The organism is Streptomyces sp. CT34, from assembly GCF_000805335.1.
Taxonomy (GTDB): domain Bacteria; phylum Actinomycetota; class Actinomycetes; order Streptomycetales; family Streptomycetaceae; genus Streptomyces.
In genome coordinates, this window is the sequence record NZ_KN708638.1 from 7,887,258 (window position 1) to 7,902,279 (window position 15,022).

The 15,022-nt window shown below is 72.6% G+C and carries 18 protein-coding genes and 1 pseudogene; 8 read left to right on the forward strand and 11 right to left on the reverse strand.

The window, feature by feature from the left end; genetic code table 11:
* Positions 1 to 40: 40 nt before the first annotated feature.
* From RZ84_RS34075 to RZ84_RS34100, 6 genes are all read left to right on the forward strand, one after another.
* Entirely contained in the window at positions 41 to 343 is a 303-nt protein-coding gene (locus RZ84_RS34075) for an urease subunit gamma (RefSeq protein WP_043268467.1), read from the forward strand.
* Between the two features lie 17 nt (positions 344 to 360).
* The gene (locus RZ84_RS34080) at positions 361 to 672 is read left to right on the forward strand and encodes an urease subunit beta (RefSeq protein WP_043268469.1); all 312 of its coding nucleotides are present in this window, start codon (positions 361 to 363) and stop codon (positions 670 to 672) included.
* Entirely contained in the window at positions 665 to 2,386 is a 1,722-nt protein-coding gene (locus tag RZ84_RS34085) for an urease subunit alpha (RefSeq protein ID WP_043268471.1), read from the forward strand. The genes RZ84_RS34080 and RZ84_RS34085 overlap by 8 nt, the downstream gene beginning before the upstream one ends.
* A 146-nt stretch (positions 2,387 to 2,532) precedes the next feature.
* Complete coding sequence (locus RZ84_RS34090; RefSeq protein ID WP_043268473.1) at positions 2,533 to 3,207, forward strand: urease accessory protein UreF; 675 nt, start codon at positions 2,533 to 2,535, stop codon at positions 3,205 to 3,207.
* 59 nt (positions 3,208 to 3,266) lie between these two features.
* Positions 3,267 to 3,962 (forward strand): urease accessory protein UreG, encoded by a 696-nt coding sequence (gene ureG / locus RZ84_RS34095; RefSeq protein ID WP_043268475.1) that lies wholly within the window; start codon positions 3,267 to 3,269, stop codon positions 3,960 to 3,962.
* Positions 3,959 to 4,789 carry an urease accessory protein UreD gene (locus tag RZ84_RS34100; RefSeq protein ID WP_043268477.1) on the forward strand — a complete coding sequence of 277 codons (831 nt, stop codon included), beginning with the start codon at positions 3,959 to 3,961 and terminating at the stop codon, positions 4,787 to 4,789. The genes ureG and RZ84_RS34100 overlap by 4 nt, the downstream gene beginning before the upstream one ends.
* A 4-nt stretch (positions 4,790 to 4,793) precedes the next feature.
* Here RZ84_RS34100 and RZ84_RS34105 read toward each other — a convergent pair whose 3' ends face one another.
* The 7 genes from RZ84_RS34105 to RZ84_RS34135 form a co-directional block, all read right to left on the reverse strand.
* Entirely contained in the window at positions 4,794 to 5,168 is a 375-nt protein-coding gene (locus tag RZ84_RS34105; RefSeq protein ID WP_043268479.1) for a roadblock/LC7 domain-containing protein, read from the reverse strand.
* A gap of 55 nt (positions 5,169 to 5,223) precedes the next feature.
* Positions 5,224 to 5,619, reverse strand: coding sequence for a roadblock/LC7 domain-containing protein (locus tag RZ84_RS34110; RefSeq protein WP_043268481.1), 396 nt, complete (start codon positions 5,617 to 5,619; stop codon positions 5,224 to 5,226).
* Between the two features lie 70 nt (positions 5,620 to 5,689).
* Positions 5,690 to 6,610 carry a hypothetical protein gene (locus RZ84_RS34115; RefSeq protein WP_052230367.1) on the reverse strand — a complete coding sequence of 307 codons (921 nt, stop codon included), beginning with the start codon at positions 6,608 to 6,610 and terminating at the stop codon, positions 5,690 to 5,692.
* 9 nt (positions 6,611 to 6,619) lie between these two features.
* Positions 6,620 to 7,012, reverse strand: a complete 393-nt coding sequence (locus RZ84_RS34120) for a hypothetical protein (RefSeq protein WP_043268483.1) — start codon at positions 7,010 to 7,012, stop codon at positions 6,620 to 6,622.
* 188 nt (positions 7,013 to 7,200) lie between these two features.
* Positions 7,201 to 8,190, reverse strand: coding sequence for an ABC transporter substrate-binding protein (locus tag RZ84_RS34125; RefSeq protein ID WP_198540104.1), 990 nt, complete (start codon positions 8,188 to 8,190; stop codon positions 7,201 to 7,203).
* A 47-nt stretch (positions 8,191 to 8,237) separates the two neighbouring features.
* Positions 8,238 to 9,068: an ABC transporter permease gene (locus tag RZ84_RS34130; protein ID WP_052230368.1), complete on the reverse strand. Its 831-nt coding sequence runs from the start codon at positions 9,066 to 9,068 to the stop codon at positions 8,238 to 8,240.
* The gene (locus RZ84_RS34135) at positions 9,065 to 9,847 is read right to left on the reverse strand and encodes an ABC transporter ATP-binding protein (RefSeq protein WP_052230369.1); all 783 of its coding nucleotides are present in this window, start codon (positions 9,845 to 9,847) and stop codon (positions 9,065 to 9,067) included. Before RZ84_RS34135 ends, RZ84_RS34130 begins: the two co-directional genes overlap by 4 nt.
* A 185-nt stretch (positions 9,848 to 10,032) precedes the next feature.
* Here RZ84_RS34135 and RZ84_RS34140 point away from each other — a divergent pair, with 185 nt between their 5' ends.
* Positions 10,033 to 11,640, forward strand: a complete 1,608-nt coding sequence (locus RZ84_RS34140) for an alpha/beta hydrolase (protein ID WP_043268485.1) — start codon at positions 10,033 to 10,035, stop codon at positions 11,638 to 11,640.
* Between the two features lie 123 nt (positions 11,641 to 11,763).
* Here the strand turns inward: RZ84_RS34140 and RZ84_RS42185 are convergent.
* Both RZ84_RS42185 and RZ84_RS34145 read right to left on the reverse strand, forming a co-directional pair.
* Positions 11,764 to 12,112 (reverse strand): annotated as a pseudogene (locus RZ84_RS42185) (TIGR02452 family protein); the annotation flags it as partial.
* Between the two features lie 58 nt (positions 12,113 to 12,170).
* Positions 12,171 to 12,887 carry a lysophospholipid acyltransferase family protein gene (locus RZ84_RS34145; protein WP_043268487.1) on the reverse strand — a complete coding sequence of 239 codons (717 nt, stop codon included), beginning with the start codon at positions 12,885 to 12,887 and terminating at the stop codon, positions 12,171 to 12,173.
* A 316-nt stretch (positions 12,888 to 13,203) separates the two neighbouring features.
* Between RZ84_RS34145 and RZ84_RS34150 the strand changes: the two genes are divergently transcribed.
* The gene (locus RZ84_RS34150; protein ID WP_043268489.1) at positions 13,204 to 13,614 is read left to right on the forward strand and encodes an SSI family serine proteinase inhibitor; all 411 of its coding nucleotides are present in this window, start codon (positions 13,204 to 13,206) and stop codon (positions 13,612 to 13,614) included.
* A gap of 24 nt (positions 13,615 to 13,638) precedes the next feature.
* Here the strand turns inward: RZ84_RS34150 and RZ84_RS40055 are convergent, their stop codons facing one another.
* Complete coding sequence (locus RZ84_RS40055) at positions 13,639 to 13,797, reverse strand: hypothetical protein (protein WP_043268491.1); 159 nt, start codon at positions 13,795 to 13,797, stop codon at positions 13,639 to 13,641.
* 126 nt (positions 13,798 to 13,923) lie between these two features.
* On the reverse strand, positions 13,924 to 14,883 hold the full coding sequence (locus tag RZ84_RS34160) for a cytochrome c oxidase assembly protein (RefSeq protein ID WP_043268494.1): 960 nt from the start codon (positions 14,881 to 14,883) through the stop codon (positions 13,924 to 13,926).
* Positions 14,884 to 15,022: the final 139 nt, after the last annotated feature.

Consider the following 15,022-nt stretch of genomic DNA (forward strand, 5'->3'; position numbering starts at 1 on the left):
GGTAAATGCGCCCGGACGGGAACACTGTGAGGTGGAACGTATGCAACTGACCCCGCATGAGCAGGAACGGTTGATGATTCATGTGGCGGCAGACGTGGCCGAAAAGCGGCGGGCGCGGGGAGTGAAGCTGAATCACCCGGAATCCATCGCGCTGCTGACCGTGCACATCCTGGAAGGCGCCCGGGACGGCCGTTCCGTCGCCGAGCTGATGTCCTCCGGCCGGAAGGTCCTCACCCGGGACGACGTCATGGAAGGCGTCCCCGAGATGATCCACGACGTGCAGGTCGAGGCGACCTTCCCCGACGGCACCAAGCTCGTCACCGTTCACGAACCCATCAACTGACCGCGGGAGTAACGAAGATGATCCCGGGACAGATCCTCTACGCCGACGAGCCGGTACGCCTGAACGAAGGCCTTCCCCTCACGCGCATGACCGTCCTCAACGCCGCCGACCGCCCCGTCCAGGTCGGCTCGCACTACCACTTCGCCGAGGCCAATCCCGGCCTCGACTTCGACCGCGCCGCGGCGCACGGCAAGCGGCTGAACGTCGCGGCCGGCTCCGCCGTGCGCTTCGAGCCCGGTATCCCCACCGAGGTCGAGCTGGTCCCCATCGGGGGCAAGCGGATCGTCGCGGGACTGCGCGGCGAGACCGGAGGAGCGCTCGATGGCTGATCTGACCCGCCAGGAGTACGCCGACCTGTTCGGCCCCACCGCCGGCGACCGGATCCGGCTCGCCGACACCGACCTGGTCATCGAGATCACCGAGGACCGCTCGGGCGGCCCCGGCCGGGCCGGCGACGAGGCGGTGTTCGGCGGCGGCAAGGTGATCCGTGAATCGATGGGCCAGTCCCGCGCCACCCGGGCCGAAGGCACGCCCGACACCGTCATCACCGGTGTCGTGGTGCTCGACCACTGGGGCATCGTCAAGACCGACGTCGGTATCCGGGACGGCCGGATCACCGCCCTGGGCAAGGCCGGCAACCCGGACACCATGGACGGCGTCCACCCCGACCTGGTCATCGGTCCGGAGACCGAGATCATCGCGGGCAACGGCAAGATCCTCACCGCCGGCGGTATCGACACCCACGTCCACTTCATCTGCCCCCAGCAGGTGGACGAGGCGCTGTCCTCGGGCATCACCACACTCGTCGGCGGCGGCACCGGTCCCGCGGAGGGCAGCAAGGCCACCACCATCACCCCCGGCGCCTGGCACATCGCCCGGCTCTTCGAGTCGATGGACAACCTGCCGGTCAACGTCGGGCTCCTCGGCAAGGGCAACACCATGTCGCTGCCGTCGATGCGCGACCAGCTGAAGGCCGGCGTCCTCGGCTTCAAGATCCACGAGGACTGGGGCGCCACGCCCGCCGTCCTCGACGCCTGTCTGAGCGTGTGCGAGGAGAGCGGCGCCCAGCTCGCGATCCACACCGACACCCTCAACGAGGCCGGCTTCCTCGGCGACACCATCGCCGCCATCGCCGGCCGTTCCCTCCACGCGTTCCACGTCGAAGGCGCCGGCGGCGGCCACGCCCCCGACATGATCGCGATGGTCTCCGAGCCCAACGTGCTGCCCGCGTCCACCAACCCGACGCGACCGCACACCGTCAACACCGTCGAGGAGCACCTCGACATGCTGATGGTCTGCCACCACCTCAACCCCGCCGTCCCCGAGGACCTGGCGTTCGCCGAATCCCGGATACGGCCCTCCACCATCGCCGCCGAGGACATCCTGCACGACCTCGGAGCCATCTCGATCATGTCCTCCGACGCCCAGGCCATGGGCCGGATCGGCGAGGTCGTGATGCGTACGTGGCAGACCGCCCACGTCATGAGGCGCCGCCGGGGCGCCCTGCCCGGCGACGGCCACGCGGACAACCACCGTGCCCGGCGCTACGTCGCGAAGTACACCATCAACGCGGCCATCGCCCAGGGTATCGACCACGTCGTCGGCTCGGTCGAGAGCGGCAAGCTCGCCGACCTCGTCCTGTGGGACCCGGCGTTCTTCGGCGTCAAGCCGCAGCTCGTCATCAAGGGCGGCCAGATCGCCTACGCGCAGATGGGCGACGCCAACGCGTCCATCCCCACCCCGCAGCCGATCCTGCCCCGCCCGATGTTCGGCGCCTTCGGCAGGGCCCCCGGCAGCAACTCGGTCAACTTCGTCTCCCAGCAGGCCATCGAGGACAACCTCCCCGAGCGCCTCCCGCTGGCGAAGTCCTTCGAGGCCATCCGCTCCACCCGCGGCGTCAAGAAGGCCGACATGCGCAACAACGACGCCCTGCCGCGCGTCCAGGTCGACCCCGACACCTTCACGGTGACCATCGACGACGAGGTGGTCGAACCGACCCCCGCCACCGAACTCCCCATGGCACAGCGGTACTTCCTCTTCTGACGTGCCGTCCATGTCGTCATCGAATGATCCGGAGCACCACCGATGAGCGAGCGTAGCGAGCGAATCATTCAAAGGCGCGCGCTGAGCGAATGCGAAGCCGAGCGAAGCGTGGGGGTCCCCCGGTCGGAGACTGGGGGAGTGTCGGCATGAGCCGCGCAGCACTGCTCGTCCTCGCCGACGGCCGGTTCCCCGCCGGAGGGCACGCCCACTCGGGCGGCGCCGAACCGGCCGTCACCGCGGGACGTATCAAGGACGCCGCCACCCTGGAGACCTTCTGCCGGGGCCGGCTGCACACCGCCGGCCTGGTCGCCGCGGGACTCGCCGCGGCAGCCGCCGCCGGCTGCGACCCGCTCCTCCTGGACGACGCCGCCGACGCCCGTACGCCGGTACCGGCGCTGCGCCAGGTCGCCCGGCGGCTCGGCCGCCAGATGATGCGGGCCGCCCGCGCCACCTGGCCCGGACCCGAGCTCGACGCGCTCGCCGCGGCCCGCCCGCGCGGCGCCCACCAGCCGGTCGTCCTCGGCCTGGCCGCCCGGTCCGCCGGGCTGACGCCGCTGGACGCCGCCCACGCGGTGGCCTACGAGAACATCAGCGGCCCGGCCACCGCCGCGGTCCGCCTGCTGAGCCTGGACCCCTTCGACGCCACCGCGGTCCTCGCCCGCCTCGCCCCCGACCTCGAACGGGTCGCGGAACAGGGAGCCGAGGCCGCCGCCCGCGTCGCCACCGAAGGGCTCGACGCGCTGCCCGCCGCCTCCGCGCCACTGCTCGACATCACCGCCGAGGCACACGCCGCCTGGCCGGTGCGCCTCTTCGCGTCCTGACCCCCGCCGCCCACCACGCCGCGCACCCCGCGGCCGTACGAACCACCGGAGTGACCACCATGCACCTCGACCACCAGGACAGCTTCCCCGAGCGGCACACCTACAGTGCCGCCGACCCGGTGCGCGCCGACGGGACCCGGCGGGCGCCGCGCATCGGCCCGGGCGGCCCGGTCGGCACCGGCAAGACCGCCACCGTCGCCGCCCTGTGCCGCGCACTGCGCGACGAGCTGTCCATCGCCGTCGTCACCAACGACATCTACACCCGCGAGGACGCCGAATTCCTGCTCCGCGAGGCGGTGCTGCCCGCCGAGCGGATCGCCGCCGTGGAGACCGGCGCCTGCCCGCACACCGCCATCCGCGACGACATCTCCGCCAACCTGGAGGCGGTGGAGGACCTGGAGGACGGCGTCGGCCCGCTCGACCTCGTCCTGGTCGAATCCGGCGGTGACAACCTGACCGCGACCTTCTCCAAGGGCCTGGTCGACGCCCAGATATTCGTCATCGACGTGGCCGGCGGCGACGACATCCCGCGCAAGGGCGGCCCCGGCGTCACCACCGCCGACCTGCTCGTCGTCAACAAGACCGACCTCGCGCCCTACGTCGGCGTCGACCTCGAAGGCATGGCACGCGACGCCAAGGCGCAGCGCGGTGAACTGCCCGTCGCCTTCACCGCCCTCAAGCAGCCGAACGGTGTCGCCCCCGTGGCGGAGTGGGTCCGTGCCCGGCTGTCCGACTGGACCGCGGCACGGGCATGACCGCCGCCCTTCCCACCCCCGCGCCACCGCCGGCCGCCGCCCTCCCGGCCGCCGCCCTCCCGGCGGCTGGCCTGCGCGCCACCGCCCGCATCGTCGCGCGGGCCGGAACCCACGGCACGACCCGGCTGCCGGTCCTCGACGGCGGCGGCCCGTTCGCGCTGCGCCGTATCCGGCCGCACGCCGGCCAGGCCCGGGTGTGCCTGGTGGGCGCCATGAGCGCCCCGCTCGGCGGCGACCGGCTGGGCATCGAGGCGACCGCCGAAGCGGGTGCGTCGCTGCGCATCACGGCCGCCGCGGCGACCGTCGCACTGCCCGGCCGCACCGCCGAACAGGCCACCTACGACGTGCGGTTGACGGTCGGCGACGGCGCCGTGCTGGAGTGGCTGCCGGAACCGCTGATCTCCGCCGAGGGCAGCGATCTGCGGATGACCACCACCGTCGAACTCGCCCCCACCGCCCGGCTCGTGCTCCGCGAGGAGCAGGTCCTGGGCCGCAGCGGCGAGCGGACCGGCGCCCTGCGCAGCCGCCTCACGGTCCGCCGGGCCGGCCGTACGCTGCTCGACCAGGAGACCGCCTACGGCCCCGGCGCCCCCGGCTGGGACACCTCGGCCGTCCTGGACGGCAACCGTGCTGTGGGGCAACTCCTCGTCGTCAAGCCGGAGTTCGAGGCCCAGCCGGCCACGGTGCGGCTCCTGGGCGGGGAGGCCGGCGACGGCGCGGGCCAGGGCGTCCTGGCACCGCTCGCCGGCCCCGCCGCCCTGGTCACCGCGGTCGCCCCGGACGGGCTGCGGCTGCGGCGACTGCTGGACGAGGCACTGTCCGGCTGAGGTCTCACACCTCCAGCTCGGCCTCCAGACGGGCCAGGCGGTGGCGCGCCAGCGCGAGGTTGGCGCGCTTCCGGTCCAGCACCAGGTAGAGGAACAGGCCGCTGCCGTTCTTGCCCGTCACCGGCCGGATGATGTGGTACTGCGTGGTCAGCGTGATCAGCATGTCCTCGATGGCGCCCTGGAGTTCCAGCATTTCCATGGTGCGCAGCTTGGCGCGTACCACGTCGGTATTTCCGGCCGCGGCGACATTGAGGTCCAGTGTCTGGTTGTCGCCGAGCGTGGCCAGCGCCATTCCGCTGGTGTAGTCGACCAGGGCGACGCCTATGGAGCCTTCGATGGTCGACATCGCTTCGGCGAGGGCGCTTTCCATTTGAGCCATGACGGGTCGAGCCTTTCGGTGTGGGTATTGCCTTCTTGTGGTGCGCGGGCGGATATCAGCGGCCCGGCGGTGTGTCGAGCAGTCCCGCGATCCGCGCCGCGGTCCGGCGGGCCTGTAAATGAAGCCGCCCGATATTGGTGTCCGGTCCCGCCACGGCCGTGAGGACCGCGCGGTGCCCGGCGGAATAGGCCGCGATATAGCCGCCCGAGCCACGCGTGAGGGATTCCTCGAACGTGCCCTGCCCGGTGGCGTCGGCCAGCCTTTTGGCGACCCCGATCGCCGCGGCGGTGAGCGCGGCGAGGCCGTCCGGTTCGATGTCCGGCAGATCATGCGCGATGACCATGCCGTCGGCACTGGCCACCATTCCGCCGTGCATGTGCCGCACTTGGTCGCGCAGTGCGAGCAATTCCTCCCGGATTCCGGGTGCGATCGCCTCGGATTCGATCGTCATCGGTTTGCTGAATCTCCTTCTTCCGGCACGCTTGCCGAATACGTGCCTCATGGCAGGGGTTCGCAGGGGTTCACAGGTTCTCCTCCAGCGCGGTGCGCAGTCGGGCAAGGAGGGCGATGTCCGGATCGGCGGTCTCCAGGACGCCCGGGTCCGGCAGGTGCCAGCGCGGCGCGGTGCCGGGGGCTGCGGCGCGCCGGTCCGCCCCGGACGCCCCCGGGCGCCGCCGGGGCAGCGCCGCCGGCTGCGCGGGCAGCCGGATCAGCCCGGCCGCGGCCAGCCCCCGGACATCGAGGAGCGTCAGATACGCGGACTGGCCCAGCGCATGGGCGAGTTCGTACGGCGTGTGCCGGCCGTCCGCGTGCTCCAGCAGCCGCCGCTGCCGGCCGGTGACGGCCGGACGCACCCCGCCGGCCGGCCCCGCCGGGTCACCCGGGCCACCCGGCCCGTCCGACCTCGCCGGGGCGACCGGGAGCACGGGGACCACCGGCGCCTCGTCGGCCGCCGCCCAGGGCCGCAGCCGGTCGAGCAGCGCCCGCCGGCGCACCGTCGCCTCCTGGAGCGCCACCGCGCTGACCAGGCGTACCACCCCCAGCCAGTGCACCTCGCCCGGTGTGAAGGTGGTGCTTCCGGGCGCCAGCGGCAGCACGAAGAACGCCGCGTCGAGCAGTGCCCCCAGCTGGCAGATCTCCAGTTCCCCTTGGGTCAGCCACCCCTGCTCGACGAGGAACCGGCCACCGCGCCGCTGCGCACCCGCCGCCTCCGCGGCCCGCTGCCGGGACCGTGCGGAGAGCCGTCCGGCCGCGGTGAGCCGGGCCTCGGGCGCCGGTGCCGCCGGGCACTCGACGCAGTAGACCGCGCCCTCGCGGAGATAGACGCAGCCGTTCGGAGCGCGCAGCGCGCCGGTGGCGCGCTCGGCGGCGTACCGGCCGAGCAGACCGGATCCGCCGTCGTCGCCGGACGTGGTCGAACGGGCCAGCAATGGAGGTGCCATGACGGGCCGTCAACCGCTGACCAGCTCCGCGGTCAGATCCCGCAGGCGTAACCGGGCGATGGCCAGATTCGCCTGGGCGCGGTCCAGCCAGAGATAGAGGAAGGTCTGGCTGTCGAAGGCGGTGGGCACGAAGCGGATCAGGTGGTAACTGCCCGCGGCGGTGATGATCAGATCCTCCAGCGCCGGGCCCGCGCCGCCCGCTCCGCCCGTGGTGTCGAAGGTGGCGCTACGGGCCACGGCCTGCACCACCTCGGCGGTGTCCGCGGCGGCGGCGTCGTGATCGGCGTGCGGTGCCTGCCCGGCGGTACCGAGGGTCAGCCCGCTGGTCCAGTCGACGAGCCCGGCACCCAGGACTCCGGGTATCCCCATCGCTCGGGCCAACACCTGGTCGATACCGGGCACTTCAGGTCTCCTTCCGGCGGGCATACGGCAAAACGCGGAAGCTCTCCCACGTGGCGGTGAGTGGGAGAGCCTGCACGGAAGGTAACGCAAGGCGGGCGCCGGGCATACGTAAAGGGGTTATGCGTACGGCAATTGACCGGTTCTCGCCCTTCCTCGGCCCGTTGTCTGCGGCCGGTCCGCGGTGACGGTCAGCCCACCAGATCCCGCGCCGTGAGCGATCTGCCGTCGAGCAGCCCGGCCTCCCGGTACGCCGCCTGTTGCCGCATCAGCTGCCGTGCATCCGGGAGCAGTTGCGGGTCCCACTCGTACGAGGGGGTGTGCCGCAGCACGCCCAGCCGCTGCCCGGTCGCCCGGGCCAGGATGCGCAGATTGACCTCCGCAGTCCGCCCGGTCCCCTGGAGGTCCGCGGCGCCCTTGCGCAGCGCCGTCAGGAACTTCGCGGCGGCCGGCGTCGCCGCGAACCGGGTCCCGAAGAGCACCCCGGTCGCGACCGTTCCCCTGGGGGGCACGGCCAGTGGCGTGGACACCCCGGCCTCCTCCATGGCCGTGGTCAGCGGAGCGGGCGGCAGTGCCGCTGCGACGCTGCCGGTGGACAGGGCGGTGCGCATGTCGGGGAAGGCGACATCGACCACCGTGACATCCTTGAGGGTCAGCCCCGACTGCTGGAGCGCGGCGGCGAGTTGGTAGCCGCCGGCCGCACCCGGCCCGCCGGACACCGCGATCTTCCGGCCGCGCAGATCGGCGGCGGTTTTGACCTCCCCCGAGTCCAGCAGCCGCTGGGACACCTCCAGCGCGGACGGGGACGGCCCGGCCCCGGTGGCGGTGCCCATCGACGCGGCGACCTTCACCTTCAGCCCCTTGGCCACCCCGTTGAACAGCCCCGCGGAGAACCCGGCCACCACCGCGTCCACCTTCCCGGAGGCGGCCAGCGGCACCGCGTCCTGGCCGTTCCTGACCGTCTCCAACCGGACCCTGAGGCCCTGCTCCCTGAAGTAGCCCTTGGTCTCGGCGATATAGAGCGGGGCGAAGAGGGTGGAGGGGACGTGCGCGACCCGCACCGTGGACCCGCCGACCGTGTCCCCGCCCGCACCGCCGCTTCCGCAGCCGGCGATGAGCAGGGCGAGGACGGCGAGCAGCACCGACAGGGCCGACCGGACGGGCGGGAGGGGACGGGGCATGGGGGAGGGGTCCTTTCGGCAGGCATCGGTCGGTCCCGGCCAACCGGCTAAGGGGAGCGCCAGGGCATCGCCCGGCGCCCGGCCAGCGTCACCGCGGCGGAGAACAGCGAGCCCAGCATCGCGACCGCGACCAGGCCGACGTACATCCGGTCGGGCTGGAAGAGCGTCCAGGCGTTCCAGATCAGATGGCCCAGGCCGCTCTCGGACGCCACGAACTCGACCGCCACGACGACCACCACACCGAGCCCCGACGCCGTTCGCAGCCCGGTCAGCACCCCGGGGAGCGCGCCCGGCAGCAGCACGAACCGCAGCAGCCGCAGCCCCGTAGCCCCGTACGAGCGGGCCGACTCCAGCAGCCGGGGATCGATCTGGCGGACGGCGGAGGCGGTGTTGATCTGGAGGACGAAGAAGACGGTGATCGCGACGGAGAGGATCTTGGGGGTGTCGTTCAGGCCGAAGAGGAGCAGCAGCAGCGGCAGTACGGCGATCTTGGGCACGGAGTACAGCGCGGAGAAGAGCGGGCCCAGAGCGGCGCCCGCGGTGCGGGAGACGCCCATCACGAACCCGGCCAGCGCACCGGCCGCCGCCCCGATCACGTACCCGGGCACCAGCCGGCCGAGCGTGGCGGCGGTGTCGGCGCCCAGGTCCCCCGCCGCGGCCAGCTCGACGCAGCGGACCGCGATCCGCGACGGCGGCGGGAACAGCAGCGGGTCGAGCAGGCCCGCCATCCCCGCGGCCTGCCAGGCCAGCAGCAGCACGGCCGGTACGGCGATGCCCAGCGCGGCGTACCGCCAGGTCGTCCGCCGGGCCCGTACGGCCACGGCGCGGACGGCCTGGTCGGCGGGTGTGACGGCGCGCAGCCGTGGCGGGGCGGTCACCGGGCGCCCACCGACAGCTGGTCGCGCAGCAGGTCCCAGATCCGGGCGCGCAGCCGGCCGAATTCCGGGCCGTCCTGGATGCCGGGATCGCGGGGCCGGGCGAACGGCACCGTGAACTCGTCGGTCACCCGCCCCGGACGCGCCGACATCACCAGCACCCGGTCGCCCAGCAGGAGCGCCTCGTCGAGGGAGTGCGTCACCAGCACCACGGTCTTGCGCTCCTCCTGCCACAGCTCCAGCAACTGCTCCTGCATCAGCCGCCGGGTCTGCGGATCGAGCGAGCCGAGCGGCTCGTCCATCAGTAGCACCGGGCTGCCGGTGGCGAACGCCCGGGCCAGCGCCAGCCGTTGCCGCATCCCGCCGGAGAGCTGGTCCGGATACCCGTCCGCGAAGTCGTCCAGGCCCATCCGCAGCAGCCAGGCATCCGCGGCCCGTGCGGCCTCCCGCCGCCGGACCCCCGCCATCCGCAGGCCGAATGCGGCATTGCTGCGTACGGTGAGCCAGGGCAGGACGGCGAAGTCCTGGAAGACGAACGCCGCCGGGGCGGCGGGCGGCTGCCCCGGCTGCCGTGTGACGGTGCCGGCCGACGGCTCCGTCAGCCCGCCGAGTATCCGCAGCAGAGTGGACTTCCCGCAGCCCGACGGGCCGACGACGCAGACGAATTCGCCTTCCCGGACGGTCAGCGAGACACCGTCCAGGGCCTGGACGGCACGGCCGTCGGCGGTGAGGAAGAACTTGCCGATGTCCTGCGCGGACACCATAGGGGGCGGCACGGTCATGTCCGGACAGTTACCCGGCGCCACGCCGGGTGACCCCCTCTCGTCGCAACCGTGGTAATCCTACGGTCTGGTAAAGAAGTTCTGGCCGAATCTGGTCAAGGACGGCCAGGAGACGAAATGATCCCCCTGTACCGCTGTGATCACCGCCGCGACATGCGGCGCACCCTGCAGGGGGATCCCCACACATGAAACGAACAGCAGCGCTAGGCGCCGCCGGCACCCTGGTGTCCGGCGCCCTCATAGCCGGAGCGATCGCCGCGACGCCCGCCGCCGCGGGCGAGCCGCGGCCCGGCGGACCGGCCGAAGCGCGCGGCGTCCAGATCGCCGCCGCCCGCGCCGCCAAGGCAGGCATCACGTGGCAGGACTGCCCTGCCGACTGGGGCTTCAAGGCCCCCGTCCAGTGCGGCTACGTCACCGTCCCGGTCGACTACGCCCGGCCCAACGGCCGCACCATCAAGCTCGCCGTCGACCGGGCCGTCAACACCGGCGGCCCGCAGAAGCGGCAGGGCTCGCTGGTCTACAACCCGGGCGGCCCCGGCGGATCCGGCATGCGGTTCCCGAACCGCATCACCGGCAAGAGCCCCCTGTGGGCCAAGACCGCCCAGGCGTACGACTTCGTGGGCTTCGACCCCCGGGGCGTGGGCCACTCCGCACCGATCTCCTGCGAGGACCCGCAGGAGTTCGTCAAGGCCCCCAAGGCCGACCCGGTTCCGGGCAGCGAGGCCGACAAGCGCGCCCAGCGCAAGCTGGCGAAGGAGTACGCCCTCGGCTGCGCCCACCGCAGCGGCGCCTTGCTGCCGTACATGACGACGCCGAACACCGCCCGCGACCTGGACGTGATCCGCGCCGCGCTCGGTGAGAAGAAGCTCAACTACCTCGGCGTCTCCTACGGCACCTACCTGGGCGCCGTCTACGCCACGCTCTTCCCGGACCACGTCCGCCGGATGCTGGTCGACAGCGTCGTCAACCCCTCGCGCGGGAAGATCTGGTACCAGGCCAACCTCGACCAGGACATCGCCTTCGAGACCCGCTGGGGCGACTGGGAGAAGTGGGTCGCCAAGAACGACGCGACCTACCACATCGGGAACACCCCCAAGAAGGTCCAGGCCGCCTGGGCGAAGCTGCGCGCCACCGCGAAGAAGAACCCCATCGGCGGCGTCGTCGGCCCCGCCGAGCTCACCGCCTTCTTCCAGAACGCGCCGTACTACGACTCCTCGTGGGCCGAGGTCGCCCAGGCGTGGAGCGCGTACGTCGCCGGCGACAGCAAGCCGCTGATCGACAAAGCCGGACCGCACCTCGCCGACAAGGCCGCCAACATCGCGGCGGAGAACGGCAACGCCGTCTACACCGCGGTGGAGTGCACCGACACCAAGTGGCCCACCAGCTGGCAGAAGTGGGACCGCGACAACACCCGCGTCAACAAGCGGGCACCGTTCATGACCTGGTCCAACGCCTGGATGAACCTGCCCTGCGCCAGCTGGCCGGTCAAGCAGCAGACCCCGGTCGACGTGACGACCGGCAAGGGCCTGCCGCCGGTGCTGATCGTGCAGAGCACCCGTGACGCGGCGACGCCGTACGACGGCGCCGTGGAGCTGCACAAGCGGTTCGCGGGCTCCCGGATGATCACCGAGCGGGACGCCGGTTCGCACGGCGTCACCGGTCTGGTCAACCCCTGCATCAACAAGCGGGTCGACGCGTACTTCCTGGAGGGCAGGACCGACCCCAAGGACGTCACCTGCGGTCCGCACGCCACGCCCGTACCGGGCAAGCAGCCGGCCAAGTCCGCCGGCTGACACCCACCGGGGGCGGCCGGGAGCAATCCCGGCCGCCCCCGGCCTGTTCCGACCTGTCCCGTACAGGGCCGTATTGGGCCGGACCGGCCACCGCCCTCCGCGGCTCGCGGAAGGCCCCCCGGATCACACAGGAAACGCGGCGCGGAAGCCATCCCTGGTGGGGGAGTCCGCCCGCTGGTCCAGCACGGCGCACCCCACCTGCCCGAACCGAACCGGCCGGCGAACCGGACCCGGCAGCCGCGGCACCGCGAACGCCCATGCCACACCGACACCGCGAACGCCCGTGCCACACCGGCCGGTTCGTCGCGGAACACCCCGCATCCCCAGGCCCCCGGCACCAGTTGGCGGTACCCGCGGGCCGCCGCCACCTCCAGCACCCGCTCCGCGCAAACCGCCGGCAGCCGCCCGCCTCATCTGGCCGCTGCCGGGCGCTCACCCCGGAGTTCGGCGCCGCGGACGTCAGGAACCCCGCCACGGGAGGCCGCGCACCGCGAACGGTTGTCCCCATCCGCCGTGCCGCGCCCGGGAGTTCAGCTACCGCCGCCGGGTCCCCGGCGCCCGTGGGCGCGCGCCTGCGCCGCGGCCTTCGCCTCACCCGCGTACGTGTCCACGTACTCCTGGCCGGAGAGCTTCAGGATCGCGTACATGATCTCGTCGGTGACGGCCCGCAGCGCGGTGCGCTCGTCCGCCAGGCCCGCGTAGCGCGAGAACTCCATCGGCGCGCCGAACCGGATGGTGATCCGCATCGCGCGCGGCAGCCGCCGCCCGGTCGGCTGCGCCTCGAACGTGCCGATCATCGCGCACGGGATCACCGGGACGCCGGTCCGGATGGCCATCGAGGCGACTCCGGTGCGCCCCTTGTAGAGCCGTCCGTCGTGCGAGCGGGTGCCCTCCGGGTAGATGCCCAGCAGCCGCCCCTTGCGCAGCACGGCGAGCCCCGAGGCGATCGCCGCCTGCGAGGCGTGGCCCCCGGACCGGTCCACCGGGATCTGCCCGACGCCGCGGAAGAACGCCGCGGTCAGCCGCCCCTTGAGGCCGGGCCCGGTGAAGTATTCGGCCTTCGCCAGGAACGTCACCCGGCGCGGCACGATCGCCGGCATCACGAAGTGGTCGGCGAACGACAGATGGTTGCCCGCGATGATCGCCGCGCCCTCCTCGGGCACATGCTCCAGCCCCTCGATCCGCGGCCGGAACACCAGCCGCAGCAACGGCCCCAACAGGAAGTACTTCAGCACCTGGTAGAACACGGCGGCCCCCTATCCCATCCCGTGGGTCACCTGTGCGACCGCGTCGTGCCAGGTCACCGGGGACTTCCAGGGCCGTCAGTGTAGGCGCGGAAGCCGTCCTCCGTCACCGCACCGGCCCGGATCGGCCCCCTTCCGCCCAACGGAGCGCCGGGCCGTACAGGCGACCGCACGGCGTGGCCGCTTGCGCACCGGAGCGCGGCGGGGTGCCCTGGGCCTGGGGCCGCCGGGCCCAGGATCAGGCCCGGGCGACCGCCACCGCGGCGAGGCCACCGCCCCATCGAAGCCCGATGCTCCCCGAACGCTCCAGGAGACCCCGATGCCCGTCAGCCGCCGACGCCGTACCTTTCGTGCCGCCGTGACGGCGGGTGTGGCCGCGGCGCTGTACGTCGCGCTCGGCAGTGCGCCGGGTGCCGCCGCGGACCGGGACGACGAGGGCCTGTTCCTGTCGGTGTCCGGCTCCGGCGACACCTGGATCCACGGGGTCCGGCTCACCTGCCCGGACACCCACGGCAGCCATCCGCACGGAGCCGCCGCCTGCGACGCGCTGGCCTCGGCCCACGGCGATCTGGACGCCCTGCGCGGCGAACCGCACGTCTGCACAAGGGAGTACGACCCGGTCGTCGTCGCCGCGTCCGGTACGTGGCACGGTGAGCCGGTGGACTGGCGCAAGGAGTTCCCCAACGCCTGCACGATGGACGCCGCGACCGGCCCGGTCTTCCGCTTCTGACCGCTGAACCGCTCCGGGCGGCACTCAGACCCGCCGCGCGCGCACCACGCCGACCGTCACCAGCGCCAGCACCACCCACGCACACCACAGCCAGCCATTGCCGCCGAAGACCACGGTGTAGGCGGTCGCCACCACCAGCCCGCACACCGTGCACACGGCCATCGCCCTGGCAGATCCGGGCATACCCGCAACCTCCTCACGGACCGCCCGGGCGACAACGCCACGGGCCGCGGCCCCGGGACCATCGTCCCCGGCCGCGGCCCGTGCCGCCAGACGACCTGCGCATCCGCCCTCCGCCGCGGTGCCCGGTCACCGCCCCCGCGCGTTCAGCGAGGCGAGGTAGGCGTTGTAATCCGCCAGATCCTGGTCGCCGTTGCGCTCGGCGGCCCGGTCCGAGCGCTGCGACTGGCGCTCCTCGGACTTGTACCACTGGTAGACCAGCGCGATCAGCACCACCACGGACGGGATCTCGCTGAACGCCCAGGCGATCCCGCCCGCCGCCTGCTGGTCGGCCAGCGCCTCGATCCCCAGCGAGGCCGGCGGGTGCACGAACGTGTCGACCATCGGCTCGGACGCCATCATCAGCGCGATCCCGAAGAACGCGTGGAACGGCATGCCCGCGAACAGCTCCAGCATCCGCATCACGTACCCCGGCCGGTGCGGGCCCGGGTCCACGCCCATGATCGGCCAGAAGAAGACCAGACCCACCGCGAGGAAGTGCACCATCATCCCGATGTGCCCGGCCCGGGACTCCATCAGGAGGTCGAACAGCGGGGAGAAGTACAGCGCGTACAGGCTCGCGATGAACAGCGGGATGGTGAACGCGGGGTGCGTGATGACCCGCATGTAGCGGCTGTGCAGCAGCGCCACCAGCAGCTCGCGCGGCCCCTTGCGGCCCCGTCCGGCGGCCGGCAGCGCGCGCAGCGCCAACGTCACCGGCGCGCCCAGGAGCAGCAGGATCGGGGAGAGCATGCTGACGACCATGTGCTGGACCATGTGCACGCTGAACATCGCCATGCCGTAGTCGTTGAGCTTGGTGCACATCACCAGCGCGACGCTGACCACGCCCAGCGCCCAGGCGACGACCCGGCCCGTCGGCCACGCGTCCCCGCGCCGCCGCAGCCGGATCACGGCCCAGCAGTACAGCACCAGCCCCAGCAGGCAGCCGACGAGAAAGAACGGATCACCACCGAACTCCAGGGCCCGTCCCAGCGTGAACGGCGGCATATCCATGTTCATGCCGTCCATGCCGTGCCCGCTGTGATCCATCCGCTCGCTCCTGATTCGTACCGATACTCCGGCGACAAGCGTAGAGGCGCCCCCGGCCGATCCCACGGCCGGGGGCGTTTCGTCCGGTGCCGGACTACTACGGGTGGATCGCCGATGGTGTCCGGGACGGGATCCGGGC